The organism is Morganella sp. BCCO 40_0007, from assembly GCF_032989665.1.
Lineage (GTDB): Bacteria > Pseudomonadota > Gammaproteobacteria > Enterobacterales > Enterobacteriaceae > Morganella > Morganella sibonii.
Genome location: NZ_JAVBIN010000008.1, coordinates 168,349 through 186,686, shown reverse-complemented (window position 1 = coordinate 186,686; position 18,338 = coordinate 168,349). Strand labels below are relative to the sequence as shown.

Annotated in this window: 11 protein-coding genes; 9 read left to right on the top strand and 2 right to left on the bottom strand. The window is 53.5% G+C overall.

Translation table 11 applies throughout. From position 1 onward, the window contains the following. Positions 1-24: 24 nt before the first annotated feature. From ppk1 to R5268_RS11665, 4 genes are all read left to right on the top strand, one after another. Positions 25-2,097 (top strand): polyphosphate kinase 1, encoded by a 2,073-nt coding sequence (gene ppk1 / locus R5268_RS11680; protein WP_107678855.1) that lies wholly within the window; start codon positions 25-27, stop codon positions 2,095-2,097. Positions 2,098-2,108: 11 nt separating this feature from the next. Further along, entirely contained in the window at positions 2,109-3,641 is a 1,533-nt protein-coding gene (ppx, locus tag R5268_RS11675; protein ID WP_317419385.1) for an exopolyphosphatase, read from the top strand. A 57-nt stretch (positions 3,642-3,698) separates the two neighbouring features. Further along, positions 3,699-5,162: a magnesium transporter gene (mgtE, locus tag R5268_RS11670; RefSeq protein ID WP_166708076.1), complete on the top strand. Its 1,464-nt coding sequence runs from the start codon at positions 3,699-3,701 to the stop codon at positions 5,160-5,162. A gap of 670 nt (positions 5,163-5,832) precedes the next feature. Then, entirely contained in the window at positions 5,833-7,182 is a 1,350-nt protein-coding gene (locus tag R5268_RS11665; protein WP_054424029.1) for an MFS transporter, read from the top strand. Between the two features lie 70 nt (positions 7,183-7,252). On the opposite strand, the gene R5268_RS11660 is transcribed toward R5268_RS11665, so the two are convergent. Continuing rightward, the gene (locus R5268_RS11660; protein WP_317419384.1) at positions 7,253-7,675 is read right to left on the bottom strand and encodes a DoxX family protein; all 423 of its coding nucleotides are present in this window, start codon (positions 7,673-7,675) and stop codon (positions 7,253-7,255) included. A gap of 401 nt (positions 7,676-8,076) precedes the next feature. Between R5268_RS11660 and phoC the strand changes: the two genes are divergently transcribed. Then, positions 8,077-8,826 (top strand): acid phosphatase PhoC, encoded by a 750-nt coding sequence (phoC, locus tag R5268_RS11655; RefSeq protein ID WP_046893272.1) that lies wholly within the window; start codon positions 8,077-8,079, stop codon positions 8,824-8,826. A gap of 48 nt (positions 8,827-8,874) precedes the next feature. Here the strand turns inward: phoC and R5268_RS11650 are convergent, their stop codons facing one another. Beyond that, positions 8,875-9,234 carry a hypothetical protein gene (locus R5268_RS11650; RefSeq protein ID WP_004239914.1) on the bottom strand — a complete coding sequence of 120 codons (360 nt, stop codon included), beginning with the start codon at positions 9,232-9,234 and terminating at the stop codon, positions 8,875-8,877. Positions 9,235-9,522: 288 nt separating this feature from the next. Here R5268_RS11650 and R5268_RS11645 point away from each other — a divergent pair, with 288 nt between their 5' ends. The 4 genes from R5268_RS11645 to baeS are packed head-to-tail and all read left to right on the top strand — an operon-like array spanning position 9,523 to position 18,327. Next, a complete protein-coding gene (locus R5268_RS11645) occupies positions 9,523-10,740 on the top strand; it encodes an MdtA/MuxA family multidrug efflux RND transporter periplasmic adaptor subunit (protein ID WP_218426240.1) in 1,218 nt (405 codons plus the stop codon). Next, complete coding sequence (locus R5268_RS11640; protein WP_317419383.1) at positions 10,740-13,880, top strand: MdtB/MuxB family multidrug efflux RND transporter permease subunit; 3,141 nt, start codon at positions 10,740-10,742, stop codon at positions 13,878-13,880. The genes R5268_RS11645 and R5268_RS11640 overlap by 1 nt, the downstream gene beginning before the upstream one ends. After that, entirely contained in the window at positions 13,877-16,969 is a 3,093-nt protein-coding gene (gene mdtC, locus R5268_RS11635) for a multidrug efflux RND transporter permease subunit MdtC (RefSeq protein WP_317419382.1), read from the top strand. Before R5268_RS11640 ends, mdtC begins: the two co-directional genes overlap by 4 nt. Continuing rightward, positions 16,966-18,327 carry a two-component system sensor histidine kinase BaeS gene (gene baeS / locus R5268_RS11630; protein WP_317419381.1) on the top strand — a complete coding sequence of 454 codons (1,362 nt, stop codon included), beginning with the start codon at positions 16,966-16,968 and terminating at the stop codon, positions 18,325-18,327. Before mdtC ends, baeS begins: the two co-directional genes overlap by 4 nt. Positions 18,328-18,338: the final 11 nt, after the last annotated feature.

Sequence of the window (18,338 nt, the reverse complement as noted above, 5' to 3'; positions counted from 1 at the left end):
AGCGTAACCCGTTCCGGAGTAACAATGTCCCAAGATAGGCTCTATATGGAAAAAGAACTCAGTTGGCTGTCGTTCAACGAACGGGTTCTTCAGGAGGCCGCCGACAAACGCAACCCGCTGATCGAGCGTATGCGTTTTCTGGGCATTTACTCAAATAACCTGGATGAGTTTTACAAAGTCCGCTATGCGGATGTGAAACGCCGCATCCTGATTAATGAGGAACAACGCGGTTCCGGAGCCAGCGGTCGTCATCTGCTGCGTAAAATTGAAAACAAAGTGGCAAAACAGGATCAGGCATTTGATACCCTGTATAACGACCTGCTGCTGGAAATGGCCCGTAATCAGATTTTCCTGATCAACGAACGTCAGATTTCGCCGAAGCAGCAAATCTGGCTGCGTCAGTATTTCCGCCAGCATCTGCGCCAGCACATCACGCCGATTATGATCCAGACCAGCACCGATCTGGTCGAGTTCCTCAAAGATGATTACACCTATCTGGTGGTTGAGATTGTCAAATCCGGTCGTGAGACCCGCTATGCGCTGCTGGAAATTCCGTCCGATAAAGTGCCGCGGTTTGTCAATCTGCCGACAGAAAACGGCCGCCGCCGCCAGTCGATGATCCTTATCGACAATATCCTGCGCTACTGTCTGGATGAAATCTTCAAGGGCTTTTTTGATTTCGATGCCCTCAATGCCTATTCCATGAAAATGACGCGTGATGCGGAGTATGACCTCGCCACCGAAATGGAATCCGGGATGCTCGAGATGATGTCTTCCACGCTGAAACAGCGTCTGACCGCCGAGCCGGTGCGCTTTGTTTATCAGCGCGATATGCCGGATGAAATGGTGACATTGCTGCGCGAAAAACTCGGCCTGACCAATGATGACTCCGTGATTGCAGGCGGGCGCTATCATAACTTTAAAGACTTCATCCGCTTCCCGAATGAAGGTAATAAGAATTTATTAAACAAGCCGCTGCCGCGTCTGCGTCATGTCTGGTTTGATCATCACCGTAACGGGTTTGATGCTATCCGTGAGCGGGATGTGCTGCTCTATTATCCGTATCACACATTTGAACATGTGCTGGAACTGCTGCGTCAGGCCTCTTTTGACCCGAGCGTGATTTCCATCAAGATGAATATCTACCGTGTCGCCAAGGATTCCCGCATTATCGATTCCATGATCCACGCGGCGCACAACGGCAAAAAAGTGACCGTGGTGGTGGAATTACAGGCGCGTTTTGATGAAGAAGCGAATATTCACTGGGCGCGGCACCTGACGGCAGCCGGCGTACATGTTATTTTCTCCGCACCGGGGCTGAAAATCCACGCCAAGCTGTTTATTATCTCGCGGCTGGAAGACGGGGATGTGATCCGCCGTTACGCCCATATCGGCACCGGTAACTTCAACGAAAAAACCGCGCGTATCTACACGGACTATTCACTGCTGACCGCCAATGAAGAGATCACCAATGAAGTCCGGCGTGTGTTCAACTTTATTGAAAACCCGTACCGGCCGGTCACGTTTGATAACCTGATGGTGTCCCCGCAGAATTCACGGGCGATGCTGAATCAGCTGATTGATGATGAAATTGCCAATGCACTGGCCGGTTATGATGCCGGAATCACGCTGAAAATCAACAACCTGGTAGATAAGCAACTGAGTGAGCGTCTGTATGATGCCTCCGAAGCCGGGGTGAAAATCCGTCTGCTGGTGCGCGGAATGTGCGCACTGGTACCGGGACAGGTGCCGTACAGTGAGAATATCCAGGTGACCAGTATCGTTGACCGTTTCCTGGAGCATGACAGGGTGTATGTGTTCACCAACAAAGGGGATGAAAAAGTCTATCTCTCCTCTGCTGACTGGATGACCCGCAATATCGATTACCGGATTGAAGTGGCTGTGCGCCTGCTCGACCCGGTACTGCGCCGCCGGGTGCTCGATATTCTGGATATTCAGTTCAGTGATAATGAGAAGGCACGTTATCTCGATAAAGAGATGTCCAACCATTATGTGCCGCGCGGCAACAAGCGGAAAGTCCGCTCGCAGATGGCGGTTTATGACTACATTCGTTCCCTGGAACAACCGGATAACTAAAAGGCCCGTGCATGCCATTATCACTGATCACTGAAAAAGATCGTCCGCTGGAAATTGCAGCCATCGACCTCGGGTCAAACAGCTTTCATATGGTAATTGCCCGTATTGTCAACGGTGCACTCCAGGTTCTCAGCCGCCTGAAGCAGCGGGTGTATCTGGCTGAAGGTTTAAATGATCAGAATGAACTGAGTGAAGACGCCATGGCGCGCGGGCTGGCCTGTCTGGCGCTGTTTGCCGAACGTCTTCAGGGCTTTCCCGCTGCGCAGGTTACGATTGTCGGGACGCACAGTCTGCGTGAGGCAGTCAACGCGCATGAGTTTGTCGAACGTGCTGCGGCAGTGATCCCCTACCCGATTGAAATTATTTCCGGTCACGAGGAAGCGCGCCTGATTTTTATGGGCGTTGAACACACACAGCCGGAAAAAGGCCGCAAACTGGTAATAGATATCGGCGGCGGCTCGACGGAGCTGGTGATCGGCGAACGTTTTGAGCCGATTTTGATTGAAAGCCGCCGTATGGGCTGTGTCAGTTTCAGCCGCCAGTTTTTTCCGGACGGCAAAATCACCGAAGCCAGTTTCAACCGCGCCCGCCTGATGGCTGTTTCCAAACTGGAAAACCTGGCCATTGCTTTCCGTGTGCAGGGCTGGGATGTATGTCTCGGCGCCTCCGGTACGATTAAGGCGGCTTGTGAGATCCTGCGTGAGCTGGGGGAACGGGACGGTATTATCACCCCTGTCCGTCTGGAAATGCTGGTCAAACAGGTACTGCGTTATAAGCGGTTTGATGCCCTGAATTTACCGGGGCTGTCTGACGATCGCAAAAAAGTGTTTGTGCCGGGTCTGGCGATTTTATGCGGTCTGTTTGACGCACTGGAAATCACGGAACTGCGTCTGTCTGCCGGTGCCCTGCGCGAAGGGGTACTGTATGAGATGGAAGGCCGTTTCCGTCATCAGGATATCCGCCAGCGCACCGCACAAAGTCTGGTGGAACATTACAATGTGGACAACGCCCAGGTACTGCGTGTCCTGACCACCATGAAAAACCTGTACCGGCAATGGGCGGAGCAGAATCCGTCCCTGGTTGATCCGCAGCAGGAAGCGATTCTTGTCTGGGCGGTCTGGCTCCACGAAGTCGGGCTGAGTATCAACCTGTCAGGCCTGCACCGCCATTCGGCCTATATTCTGCAGAATACCAATTTACCGGGATTCACTCAGGAGCAGCAGCTTCTGCTTGCCACGCTGGTGCGTTATCACCGCAAAGCAGTAAAGAGTGACGATATCCCGAAGTTCACACTGTTTAAACGTAAACAGGTCATCCCCCTGATACAGATCCTGCGCCTTGCGGTATTACTGAATAATCAGCGCCAGTCCACCACCAAGCGTGCAACATTGCGCCTGGAAACCAACGAAGGACACTGGACACTGTTTTTTCCGCGCCATTATCTGACTATCAATACATTAATGCAGCTTGATCTGGAAAAAGAGCAGGCTTACTGGGATGATGTGCCCGGCTGGCACCTCGGTATAAAAGAAGAAGACGTCTAACAGGGAGAATCCCCGGCCAGTCTTATTTGTTTAAAGTTTTATGTGTAAAGGAAAATCATGTCTGAACACAGTTTCTCCATTGATAACTCATCACCGGTCAATCCGCATTCCCAGCGGCTGGCACACATTCGTCAGCAGGTTTTGCCTCTGTTCCTCAACGACTCGCAGTTTGTGGAAACCATTCTGGGCACCGCCGATGAACATGCCAGGCTCAGTGATGATGAGCTGCATTCAAAATCAAAATTAGTCAAAAATCTGCTGACAGATCTCCACGCCGCTGACCTTGCGGATATGCTGGAAGCCCTGCCCTATGATGAGCGTCTTGCGCTCTGGCACCTGATTGATAACCATCAGCGCGGGGAAGTGCTGGTGGAAGCCTCTGTTTCCGTGTGGGACAGTCTGATTAAAGATATGTCAGACAAAGAACTGCTGCGTGCCGTCGCCACCCTGCATGTGGATGAGCAGGCCTACATCGCCGAGCACCTGCCGCGCGATACCATGCGCCGCCTGCTGACCTATCTGGAACCGAGTCTGCGCAACCGCATCCGTACGGTTCTTCAGTATCCGGCGGACAGTATCGGGCAGATGATGGACTTTGAGTTTGTCACCGTGCGCGGCAATGTCCCGCTGAAAACGGTTCAGCGTTTTCTGCGCTACCGCAGTAATATTCCGGAAGCCACGGATAAAATCTTTGTTATCGACAGCAATAATATTTTGCAGGGCGAGCTGCCGCTGACCACTATTCTGACCCAGTCACCGGATAAACTGGTTTCTGATGTGATGAAAACCAGCCCGGTCACCTTCCTGCCGGATGAAAAAGGCGAAGATGCCTCCGGCGCGTTCGAACGTTATGACTTAATCTCCGCCGCCGTCGTCGATAATAACGGGCGGCTGCTCGGACGTCTGACCGTTGAGGATATCGTTGATAACCTCAACGAAGAAAGCGAGGAAAACATCCGTCGTATGGGGGGGTTAAGCCCTGAAGAGGATGTGTTTGCGCCTGTCGGCCAGGCTGTAAAAAACCGCTGGGCGTGGCTGGCAATTAACCTCTGTACGGCCTTTGTGGCCTCCCGTGTGATTGGTGTGTTTGAAGACACTATCTCGCAGCTGGTCGCACTTGCCACCCTGATGCCGATTGTCGCCGGTATCGGCGGTAATACCGGTAACCAGACCATCACGATGATTGTCCGTGCACTGGCACTGCACCAGATCCAGCACGGCAGTTTCTCTTTCCTGATGCTGCGTGAACTGGGCGTCGCCCTTATCAACGGCGTCGTCTGGGGCGGGATTATGGGGGTGGTCACGTATCTGCTCTACGGTGATATTGCCATGGGTGCTGTGATGACACTGGCCATGGTGCTTAACCTGCTGATGGCCGCCATGATGGGTGTGCTGATCCCGCTGACGATGATGAAGCTCGGCCGCGACCCGGCACTCGGTGCCAGCGTGATGATCACCGCGATCACCGATACCGGCGGATTTTTCATCTTTTTAGGTCTTGCCACCCTGTTCCTGGTCTGATTTTTGCTCAGATAACCGGCTGCGGCCACGGAAAGAGAAGTGTTACTTCTGCTCTCCGTGGCCGTTTTTATCTCTTTCCGCTGTATTCCCGTATCTTCGCCGTCACCACAACACAGTGGATTATGATGCCGGACTGACAATATCCGGTGAATATGATCAATTCCGGGCTGTTACTTTGAAATAATCATCATGCCGCTCACACTTATTTATATTTATTTACTGCTATTCACTCATGAGTATATTGATAAGCCTTATTCATATAAGATCATTAATCCTGTTTTATAAACCAGTATTTCGGGTAAATAATAATAAGGGCTGAAACTTCAATTATTCCGCTGATTATCTCTCCCGGTTTTCATAATATGCTGTCATTCCTGATTCCTTAACGTTATCATCCGTGACACAAATCATATTTAGTTCAATACTTCAACTTAAGGCACACAACAAGAATATACATCTTGTTTTTGCCGGTGCTGTTTACAATATACGGAACTTCTTGCTATAACAAAGCATACCCTCCGGTAACAGACAATTCCTGTTTTTTATTTCCGGCTATCGTTGAGATAACCGGGATAGTGTTGCCGCTACCTCTCTTTTGGGAAATACAAATGAGAAAAAAAATGACACGACCCCCGTCATTGAATAAATGAGTAAATAAAAGGACATAATTATGACAACCGACACATCGCCATTAAGTCAGCCTCAGGCAAGGCCATTAAATAAAAACGATTATAAAACACTGGGATTATCTTCCCTCGGCGGCACGCTTGAATTCTATGATTTTGTCATATTTGTGTTTTTTACCGGTACACTAACCCACCTGTTTTTCCCGGGTGATAATGAGTTTATCGCCCAGATGAAAACGCTGGGAATTTTTGCCGCCGGTTACCTGGCGCGCCCGCTCGGCGGGATTATTATGGCGCACTTCGGCGATATTATCGGCCGCAAGCGCATGTTCACCCTGAGTATCTTCCTGATGGCCGTTCCGACGCTGGTCATCGGTATGCTGCCGACCTATGAAAGCATCGGTGTGGCAGCACCTGTCCTGTTACTGCTGATGCGGATTTTACAGGGTGCGGCTATCGGCGGTGAGATGCCGGGTGCATGGGTATTTATCGCGGAGCACACCCCGGAACAGCGCTACGGGTTGGGTGTCGGTACACTGACCTCCGGGATCACCGGCGGTATCCTGCTCGGCTCGCTGGTCGCTATCGCGGTTCAGGCTTCTTATACTGCGGCGGAAGTGACTGCATGGGCATGGCGTATTCCGTTTATCCTCGGTGGTGTGTTCGGCCTGATTTCTGTTTATCTGCGCCGCTTTTTGCAGGAAACGCCGATTTTTAAAGAAATGGCCGCAAAACGGACATTGTCCGAAGAAATGCCGGTGAAAACCGTCCTGAAAAACCACAAAATGGCCTGTTTTGTTACCGCAGGGCTGACCTGGTCATTATCTACCGCTATCGTGGTAATTATCCTGATGACCCCGTCTGTTGTGGTGGAAAAGATGTACGGTATTGATCGCACACTGTCGTTGCAGGCAAACTGTGTCGCCACACTGACACTGACCCTCGGCTGTATTTTCTGGGGCTGGCTGGAAGACAAGATCGGCAGCCGTGTGACGCTGGCATTGTCCTGGGGCGGATTAGCGATCACCGCATTCCACTTCTACAGTGCACTGTCACCGGATATCGCAGCGGCATCACTGGTGATTAACTATGCGGTGATGGGCTTCTTTGTCGGTGCGATTGCCACCACGCCAATTATCAGTACCCGGGCATTTCCGCCGGCAATCCGTTTCTCCGGCTTGTCCTTTGCCTACAACATGGCTTACGCGGTATTCGGCGGCTTAACCCCGATGCTGACCGGCGCCTGGTTACAGAAAAGTGCAATGGCACCTGCGTATTATGTGGCGGGCGTGTCAGTCCTGGCGATTCTTATCGGCTTCTTACCGCTGGCTCACAAAGGCTGGACAGCGCGTAAAACGCAGAATATGAAAACTGTCGCGGCACAGCAGTCATAACGAAACCGGTAAAACGATAAGGGCGGATAACTATCCGCCCTTTTTCTTTCTGTCTCCGGTGTCTTCTGAATCAGCGCCAGGCCGGATTCTTCATCACCGAATATTTCCCCGGACCGATAAAGGCCAGTGCAATACCACTGATAAAGAAGTACATCAGGCTTTCAATCGCCCATGCCCCTGTCGGGTCGAGCGTAAAGGTTTTGCTCACGCCGATCATCAGCCAGGCAACTACCATGGTGAAAGAAACCAGCAGCGCGGACGGCCGCGTCAGAATACCGAGAATAATAAAGACCGGTGCGACGATTTCCCCTAAATAAGTCCCGTAAGCGATAAATTCCGGTAACCCGAACGAGGCCAGTAACCCTTTTATCCCCGCTGCACCGGTGAGTAATTTACCGATACCGTGAAACAACATTAATCCGCCGACTGCCAGCCGCAGTAATAATTTCCCGGCATCGTCGTGTGATAACAGCCTGTTGATTACCCCTGTCATAATATACCCCCGTTGAATGAGAATCTTACTCATTGTGAGTATACGCAGTGATACGCAAAGCGGTAGCAGCAACATTCATTGATGGTGAAAACCGGAAAATTTCATTCACTTTAATTGTTAATAATATGATGACAGAAACAAACTCTGACCCTTTATATTCTCTTATAATATCTGTGTGTTATCTTTTTCAATGATATCAATCCGGTCTTATTTATCAGTTCGTTAACAAAAATCGTTCTATTTTCATCAAATTATCTGAAAATCATCATCAAAAATACTTACCTGTCTTCCGTCTGTTTCGTCACACTTTTTTGAAAGAGTTAACATCAATTTGCATTTCTCCGCCCTACACTGGCAAACAGGTTTCTGAGTAATACTGTTGTATCTGATAAGGAGATGTCATGAAGAAGAATATTATCGCCGGTTGTCTGTTCTCACTGTTTTCCCTTTCCGCACTGGCTGCGATCCCGGCGGGCAACGATGCCACCACCAAGCCGGATTTATATTATCTGAAAAATGAACAGGCTATCGACAGCCTGAAGCTGCTGCCGCCGCCGCCGGAAGTCGGCAGTATTCTGTTCTTAAATGACCAGGCGATGTATGAAAAAGGCCGTATGCTGCGCAATACCGAACGCGGAAAACAGGCACAGGCAGATGCTGATCTGGCAGCCGGCGGGGTAGCAACTGCATTTTCAGGGGCATTCGGTTACCCGATAACGGAAAAAGATTCTCCGGAGCTGTATAAACTGCTGACTAATATGATTGAGGATGCCGGTGATCTTGCCACCCGCTCCGCCAAAGAGCATTACATGCGTATCCGGCCGTTTGCGTTTTACGGCACAGAAACCTGTAATACCAAAGATCAGAAAAAACTCTCCGCTAACGGATCTTACCCGTCCGGTCATACCTCTATCGGCTGGGCAACGGCATTAGTGCTGGCAGAAGTGAACCCGGCAAATCAGGATGCGATTCTGGAACGGGGTTATCAGCTCGGACAGAGCCGTGTCATTTGCGGCTATCACTGGCAGAGTGACGTGGATGCCGCGCGGATTGTCGGATCAGCTGCTGTCGCGACATTGCATTCCGACCCGGCATTTCAGGCGCAGTTAGCGAAAGCCAAACAGGAATTTGCGCAAAAATCACAGAAATAAACGGTGATATTTGGTCAGGGCAGTGCAATATCTGCCCTGAAATCTCTGTTATTCCCACATCCAGCGGTCTTCCCGATCCCAGCCTTTTGTTTTCATACAGTTGTAGAAATAACGGTTCCGGCTGTCTTCATTCACATCCATCACATAACTTTCCGTTACCGGTGTCTGCTCTTTATAGGTTTTGCTGTTACCGCAGTCATCATCCTTTTTGCAGCGTTTCTCCACATCCCGCATGACACTGCGCTGGGCTACTTCATTTTTGACCGGGTAGAGCTTATGTGATTCCGGTTCACAAAATGCATTTGCTTCTGCCCGTGTGTATTCTGAGCCGCCCGGGACTTCCACCCAGACGGAAGAACAACCGGACAGCAGCAGTGCAGAGACAAGAATAAGTCTGTTTTTCATCATTATAGTGCGTATTATCAGCTTGTTAAGAATGCGTAATGTTACTGTACATCATAAACTGAGTAAACCGTGGCGGTAATATTTCCTTAAGGGATGATAAAGTGACTGACATAAACAGCGACCACTGCTGAAACCGCGTATATTTACCTGTATCAACGTTATTTTCACAATTCTTCCATTTTTACGATCAGATTTACCGGTACACTATCACCATCATAATTCAGGCTGTTTTGTGCCCTTACGCGTACCCCGGCCAGCGCCGGGTAAAAAGGAATGATGAGTAATCCGATAATGAATAATGTACAAAAGAGAAAGAAACGCACAGGCATTACGATTGCCGTTCTCCTTCTGGGCGCAGCCGGTTACGGCACCTATCATTACTTTAACTCTGCAGCACCGGCCACTCCGCCGGCTGCCGGTAAACCGGGCGCATCCGCAGGTAAAAACAGTAACCGCCCTGGCCGCCCGCCGCTGGCACCGGTTCAGGTGGCGAAAGCTGTTTCTGAGACTATTCCGCGGACATTATCTGCACTCGGTACCGTTCAGGCCGCCAACTCCGTCACCGTAACCAGCCGTGTGGAAGGCCAGCTGATGCAGATTCATTTTGAGGAAGGGCAAAAAGTGAATGCCGGTGATCTGCTGTTCACTATTGACCCGCGTCCGTTTGAGATCCAGCTGGCACAGGCGCAGGGACAATTAGCCAAAGATCAGGCCACGCTCGCCAATGCCCGCCGTGACCTGAGCCGCTATCAGAAACTCGCCGCCACCCATGTGATTTCACAGCAGGAACTCGATACCCAGCAGGCGCTGGTTAAATCGGCAGAAGCCGGTATTAAGGTGGATCAGGCCGCTATCGACAGCGCGAAACTGCAACTGACCTATAGCCGTATCACCGCGCCTATCAGCGGAAAAATGGGGCTGCGTCAGGTGGATACCGGCAACTTTATTACTGCCGGAACCGCTATGCCGCTGGTGGTGATCAACCAGACAGCACCTGCCGATGTGCTGTTTACCGTCCCGGAAAATGATATCCCGCTGATCCGTATGGCGCAGCGCACCCTGCCGGATCTTGCGGTCACCGCACTGAGCAAAGATAACAGCATCCGGCTGGCACAAGGCAAACTGCTGACACTGGATAACCAGATCGATGCCGCCACCGGTACGGTAAAAGCCAAAGCGCGGTTTACCAATGATGACGACCTGCTGTTCCCGAATCAGTTTGTCAATGTGCTGTTGCAGGTCGGGCAGCTGGAAAATGCTGTGGTGATCCCGAATGCCGCATTGCAGATGGGAACAGAAGGCAATTATGTCTGGCTTCTGGAGGCAGACAATAAAGTCCGCAAACAGATTGTGGATGTGGAATTACAGACGCCGGAACGCGTGGTGATCAAAAGCGGCGTCAGTACCGGTGATACCCTGGTAACCGACGGGATTGACCGTCTGACCGACGGCGCACAGGTGGAAGTGGTGTCCGGTCAGAAAAAAGCCGCAGCCGGAGATAAGGCCTGATGTCCGGAAACAACCCTGAAACCCGTGCCGGCGGCCCGTCCCGCCTGTTTATCCTGCGTCCGGTTGCCACCAGCCTGTTTATGCTGGCGATTCTGCTGGCAGGGATTGTCGGCTACCGCATGCTGCCGGTCTCTTCGCTGCCGGAAGTGGATTACCCGACTATCCGCGTAGTGACACTCTATCCCGGCGCCAGTCCGGATGTGATGACCTCCGCCGTGACCGCACCGCTGGAACGCCAGTTCGGGCAGATGTCCGGCCTGAAACAGATGTCATCGCAAAGCTCGGGCGGCGCTTCGGTGATCACCCTGATGTTCCAGCTTTCTCTGCCGCTGGATGTGGCGGTGCAGGAAGTGCAGGCGTCCATCAATGCGGCCACCAATCTGCTGCCGAATGATCTGCCTTATCCGCCGATTTACAGCAAAGTGAACCCGGCCGATCCGCCGGTGCTGACCCTTGCTGTCACCTCCGATGCGATGCCGATGACACGGTTACAGGATATGGTGGAAAACCGCATCGCCCAGAAGATCTCACAGGTTGAGGGGGTCGGACTGGTGACACTGGCGGGCGGTCAGCGCCCTGCCGTGCGGGTTCAGCTGAATGCCAATGCGGTTGCCGCTTACGGGCTGGACAGCGAAACTATCCGCACCGCGATTAATAACGCCAACGTCAACTCCGCCAAAGGGAGCCTCGACGGCCCGGCACGCTCTGTGACACTGTCCGCCAACGACCAGATGAAATCGGCGGAAGATTATCAGAACCTGATTGTCAGCTACAAAAATAACGCTCCGATTCGTCTGCGCGATGTGGCAACTGTACAGGAGGGGCCGGAAAATACGCAGTTGGGTGCCTGGGTTAATGATAAACAGGCCATCGTGATTAATGTGCAGCGCCAGCCCGGCGCGAACGTGATTGCCACCACCGATACCATCCGCGCCCTGATCCCGGAACTGGTGGAGACCCTGCCGGAATCCGTGACGGTGACGGTTCTGACTGACCGGACAGATGCTATCCGCGCCTCGGTCAAAGATGTGCAGTTTGAATTGTTCTTAGCAATCGCGCTGGTGATCATGGTGATGTACCTGTTCCTGCGCAATATGGCCGCGACGCTGATCCCGGGGGTGGCCGTGCCGCTCTCGCTGGTCGGTACGTTTGCGGTGATGTATTTCTGCGGCTTTTCCGTCAATAACCTGACGCTGATGGCGCTGACCATCGCCACCGGCTTTGTGGTGGATGATGCGATTGTGGTGGTGGAAAATATCGCCCGCTATCTGGAAAAAGGTGACAAACCGCTGACCGCTGCCCTGAAAGGTGCCGGTGAGATTGGTTTTACCATTATCTCGCTGACCTTCTCGCTGATCGCCGTGTTAATTCCCCTGTTATTTATGGGGGATATTGTCGGCCGCCTGTTCCGCGAATTTGCCATCACCCTCGCCGTGGCAATCCTGATTTCCGGCGTGGTATCCCTGACGCTGACACCGATGATGTGCGCCCGGTTCCTGAAACCGGAATCCGCACAGCGCCATAACCGCTTCAACCTCGCCACCGAACGCTTTTTTGAGCGGGTAATTGCCGGTTACGGCCGCTGGCTGACATGGGTATTGCGCCATCAGTGGCTGACGCTCGGCGTTGCGTTCAGCACTATGGCGATCACCGTTATTCTTTATCTGTTTATTCCGAAAGGCTTTTTCCCGGTTCAGGATAACGGTCTTATCCAGGGTACGCTGGAAGCGCCGCAATCTGTGTCGTTTCAGGCGATGAGTGAGAAACAGCAGGCGGTCAGCCGTCTGCTGGCGGATGACCCGGCGGTGGCGAATATCGCGGCATTTGCCGGTATCGACGGCAGCAACGCCACACTGAACACCGGACGTCTGCAAATCACGCTGAAACCGCTGTCTGAGCGGGCTGACCGCGCGGAAGCTATCATCACGCGGTTACAGGAAAAAGCAGATACTCTGCCCGGCGTGAAGCTGTATCTCCAGCCATCCCAGGATCTGACGATCGATACCCAGACTTCCCGCACCCAATATCAGTTCACCTTACAGGCAAACTCCCTTGAGGAGCTGGATCTGTGGGTGCCGCGTCTGATGACAGAATTAGAGAGCAGCGATGCCCTGACCGATACCGGTAATGACTGGCAGAACAAAGGGCTGGTGGCCTATATTGATATCGATCGCGACACAGCCTCACGACTGGGGCTGACCATGACCAATATTGATAACGCACTGTACAATGCGTTTGGTCAGCGCCTGATCTCCACGATTTATACCCAGGCCAGCCAGTACCGGGTGGTGCTGGAGAATAATACCGCGCTGACACCGGGTGCGGATGCCCTCAGCAGTATCCGTCTGACCAACAAAGACGACAATTCCGTGCCGTTGTCAGCGTTTGCCACTGTTTCGCAGCGCTTCGGGCCGCTGGCCATTAACCATCTGGCTCAGTTCCCGTCCGCCACCTTCTCCTTTAATATCCCGGCGGGTGGTTCGCTGGAAGCAGCGGTGAACGCAGTGAAATCAGCAGAGCAGCGTATCGGTCTGCCGAAAGATATCACCACCCAGTTCCAGGGCGCGACCCTCGCCTTTGAAAATGCCCTGTCCGGCACATTGTGGCTGATCCTCGCCGCCGTGGTGGCAATGTACATTGTGCTCGGTATTCTGTATGAAAGTTTTATTCACCCGATTACCATCCTCTCCACCCTGCCCACTGCCGGGGTCGGTGCGCTGCTGGCGCTGATCATGGCGGGCAATGAACTGGATGTCATCGCGATTATCGGTATTATTCTGCTGATCGGGATTGTGAAGAAAAACGCCATTATGATGATTGACTTCGCCCTCGCCGCAGAACGCGAACAGGGACTGTCACCGTATGATGCTATCTATCAGGCCTGTCTCCTGCGTTTCCGTCCGATCCTGATGACCACCATGGCCGCCCTGTTCGGCGCGGTGCCGCTGATGCTCAGTACCGGGGTCGGTGCCGAACTGCGCCAGCCGCTGGGGGTTTGTATGGTCGGCGGGCTGATTATGAGCCAGATCCTGACCCTCTTTACCACTCCGGTGATTTACCTGCTGTTTGACCGCCTGTCACACTGGCGCGACCACGCCCGGTTTACCCCGGAAAGCGACAATACAGGAGCCTCATCATGAGGCTGTTCGCCCTGTTTATCGCCCGTCCGGTGGCCACGACGCTGATAAGCCTCGCCATCACGCTGTGCGGGGCCATCAGCTTCCTGTTTCTGCCGGTGGCACCGCTGCCGCAGGTGGATTATCCGGTGATCAATATCTCGGCGTCACTGCCGGGCGCATCACCGGAAACCATGGCATCGTCTGTCGCCACGCCGCTGGAACGCTCGCTCGGGCAGATAGCCGGGGTGTCAGAAATGACATCATCCAGTTCACTCGGCAGCACCAGTATCACCCTGGAATTTGAACTTAACCGTGATATCAACGGCGCCGCCCGCGATGTGCAGGCGGCACTGAATGCGGCACAAAACCTGCTGCCGTCCGGGATGCCGTCGCGGCCGCGTTACTATAAATCCAACCCGTCCGATGCGCCGATTATGATCCTGACGCTGACATCAGACACGCTCGATACCGGTAAACTCTATGATATCGCCTCCACCCGGCTGGCACAGCGCCTGTCGCAGATTGAAGGCGTGAGCGAGGTTTCTGTCGGCGGCGGTTCACTGCCTGCCGTGCGGGTGGAACTCAATCCGTCACAGCTGTTTAACCAGGGTGTTTCCCTCGACAGCGTACGCAAGGCGATTGCTGATGCCAACGTGCTGCGCCCGCAGGGTTCCGTATCTGACAATGAGCGCCGCTGGCAAATTGGCAGTAACAGCGAACTGAAAACCGCGGATGATTATCGTCCGCTGATTGTGCATTACAATGACGGCGCGGCAGTACGCCTGGCCGATGTCGCCACCGTGAAAGACTCGGTACAGAACGTCCGCGCGGCCGGGATGAGCAACGGCAAACCTGCTATTCTGCTGGTGATCCGCCGTGAAGCCGGTGCCAATATTATCGCCACCGTAGCCCGTATCCGTGAACAGTTGCCGGTATTACAGGATGCCATTCCCGCCAGCGTGGATATGCAGGTCGCACAGGATCGCACACCGACCATCCGTGCCTCACTGACAGAAGTGGAGCGCGCCCTGACCATTGCGGTAGGCCTGGTGATCCTGGTGGTCTTCCTGTTTCTGCGCTCCGGCCGCGCCACCATTATCCCGGCGCTGGCCGTGCCAGTCTCCCTTATCGGTACTTTCAGCGCCATGTACCTGTGCGGGTTCAGTCTCAATAACCTGTCACTGATGGCACTGACTGTCGCTACGGGTTTTGTGGTGGATGATGCCATTGTGGTGCTGGAGAATATCGCCCGTCATATTGAAAACGGACTGAAACCCAAAGAAGCAGCGCTAAAAGGGGTCAGCGAAGTCGGTTTCACCGTGCTTTCAATGAGTATTTCCCTGGTGGCGGTGTTTATCCCGCTGCTGCTGATGGATGGCCTTGTCGGGCGGTTATTCCGCGAGTTCGCCATCACGCTGACCACCGCGATTGCTATCTCGCTGGTGATCTCTCTGACACTCACCCCGATGCTATGCGCCTATCTGCTGAAAAACCGTGCGGCTCCGGCACGTGAGCGCAAACGCGGCGCGGGCAGGATACTGTTCCGTATTCAGCAATGGTACGGACGCAGCCTGACCGTGGTGCTGGCACACAGCCGCTGGGTGCTGCTGATTTTCACCGGCACCATTGCCCTGGCGGTCTGGCTCTATATCTCCGTACCAAAAACCTTTTTCCCGGATCAGGATACCGGGCGCCTGCTGGGCTTTGTCCGCGCTGACCAGAGCATTTCGTTCCAGTCGATGGAGCAGAAAATGCGCACCTTTATGCAGCGTATTCACAGTGATAAAGATGTCGCCAGCGTCACCGGTTTTACCGGCGGCGGCCGGGTGAACAGCGGGTTTATGTTTATCTCCCTCAATCCGCTGGATGAGCGGACAGACAGTGCCCAGGATGTGATAAACCGGCTGCGTGTGACCCTCGCGGATGAACCGGGTGCCAACCTGTTTCTGATCCCGGTGCAGGATGTGCGGGCGGGCGGCCGTCAGTCCAACTCCAGTTATCAGTACTCTCTGCTGGCGGATGATTTATCCCTGCTGCGCGAATGGGAGCCTAAAATCCGCAAGGCGCTCGGTGAACTGCCGCAGCTGGCCGATGTCAACTCGGATAAAGAAGACAAAGGCGCGGAGATGGCACTGACTTATGACCGCGATGTGATGGCGCAGCTCGGGATCAGCGTGAATGATGCCAATAACCTGCTCAATAACGCCTTCGGTCAGCGGCAGATCTCCACGATTTATGAGCCGCTGAATCAGTACAAAGTGGTGATGGAAGTTGCGCCGCAATATACGCAGGATGTCAGCGCGCTGGATAAGATGTTTGTTATCAATAAAGAGGGACAACCGGTTCCGCTGGCATATTTTGCACAATGGCGCCCGGCGAATGCGCCGCTGAGTGTAAACCATCAGGGGCTGTCAGCGGCGTCAACAATCGGCTTTGACGTGGCGCAGGGGTATTCTCTGTCGGATGCGGTAACTGCGGTCGAACGTACCATGGTGGAGCTGGGTGTGCCGTCCGGGGTGCGCGGTTCGTTTGCCGGAACCGCGCAGTTATTTCAGGAGACATTACAGTCCCAGGTGCTGCTGATTATCGCCGCTGTTATTACCGTGTATCTGGTGCTCGGTATGCTGTATGAAAGCTTTATTCATCCGCTGACCATCTTATCCACCCTGCCCTCCGCGGGCGTCGGCGCACTGCTTGCGCTGAAGTTTTTTGATACACCGTTCAGCCTGATTGCCCTGATAGGTATCATGCTGCTGATCGGGATTGTGAAGAAAAACGCCATTATCATGGTGGACTTCGCCATTGCAGCCCAGCGCGGCGGGCAAAATGCGCGGGATGCGATTTTTCAGGCCTGTCTTCTGCGTTTCCGCCCGATCCTGATGACCACACTGGCTGCCCTGTTCGGTGCACTGCCGCTGGCATTCGGCAGCGGTGACGGAGCGGAACTGCGTCAGCCGCTCGGCATCACGGTGGTCGGCGGGTTGCTGGTCAGCCAGATCCTGACATTGTATACCACCCCTGTGATTTACCTGTTTTTTGACCGGCTGCGCCGCAAAAAAACCGGAGAATCAACCGGGCAGCCTGTTCTGAACACGGAGGGAAATACATGAAAACCGGTATTGGTCACAAACTGTTTCTCGCCATTTTTGCCACCTGTATGCTGGTGGTACTGACCATGCATCTGGCTATCCGCTTCAGTTTTGAGCAGGGCTTTCTCGGCTATCTCCAGCGCTCTGCTGAAGACCGGACAGAACTGATCGCCGATGTTGTCGCTGAACAATATGCCGATTACGGCAGCTGGTATTTTCTGCGTAATAATCAGCGCGGATTTATGCAGGCACTGCGGGCGCTGGATACCGACCGTCATATGCAGCATATGGAGCGCGGCTGGAAAATGCGTTTCTGGCTGCTGGGTGAAGATGATCAGCGTCTGTTCGGACACGGTCCGGTACCGCAGGGTGAACTCTACCGCAAACCGGTCAGATATAACGGCGATATTGTCGGCTGGGTGGTGATGCCGGCAGATGATAATATCAACCGTGCTGCCGATCAGAGTTTTTCACATCAGCAGGCGCGTACCAGCTGGATAGTGTCGGCGCTGGTGCTGCTGGTCACCCTGGTGGTGACCTGGCTGCTGACACGCGGTTTCCTTCGGCCCGTCAAACGGCTGGCAGAAGGCACACATCAGCTGGCAGCGGGCAATTTCAGCAGCCGTGTGCCGGTTCACGGTAAGGATGAAATTGCACAACTGGCGAATGATTTTAATCAGCTCGCCTCCGCGCTGGAGAAAAATGAACTGATGCGCCGCGACTATATGGCGGATGTGTCACACGAACTGCGTACTCCGCTGGCAGTATTGCAGGGCGAACTGGAAGCCCTTCAGGACGGGATACGTCAGCCGACACCGGAAACCCTCGCATCTCTGCTGGCGGAAGTTCAGACACTGACAAAACTGGTCAGTGACCTGCATCAGCTCTCATTATCCGACAGCGGGTCACTCTCTTACCGTAAAGAGTTATGTAACCTGAGCGATGTGATCAGCCGTTCCATCGGCGTATTCCGTCACCGGTTGCAGGAAAAAAATCTCACCGTGACCACTGAACTGCCGGACACACTGATGATTTTCGGCGATGACGCGCGGCTCGGCCAGTTGTTCCATAATCTGCTGGAAAACAGCCTGCGTTATACCGACAGTGGCGGGCAGATTATGGTACGCGGACAGCAGGATGAAACACAGATCCGGATCGACTGGTCAGACAGTGCACCGGGGCTGACTGAAGAACAGTTCACACAGATTTTTGAACGCTTCTACCGCAGTGAATCCTCCCGCAACCGTGCCAGCGGCGGCTCCGGGCTCGGCCTTGCGATCTGTGATAAAATAGCGGAAGCGCATCACGGGCAGATCAGTGCATCCGCATCCCCGCTCGGCGGCGTGACGATTACGCTGACTCTGCCCCGCCCTGACTGACAGGAGTTTAC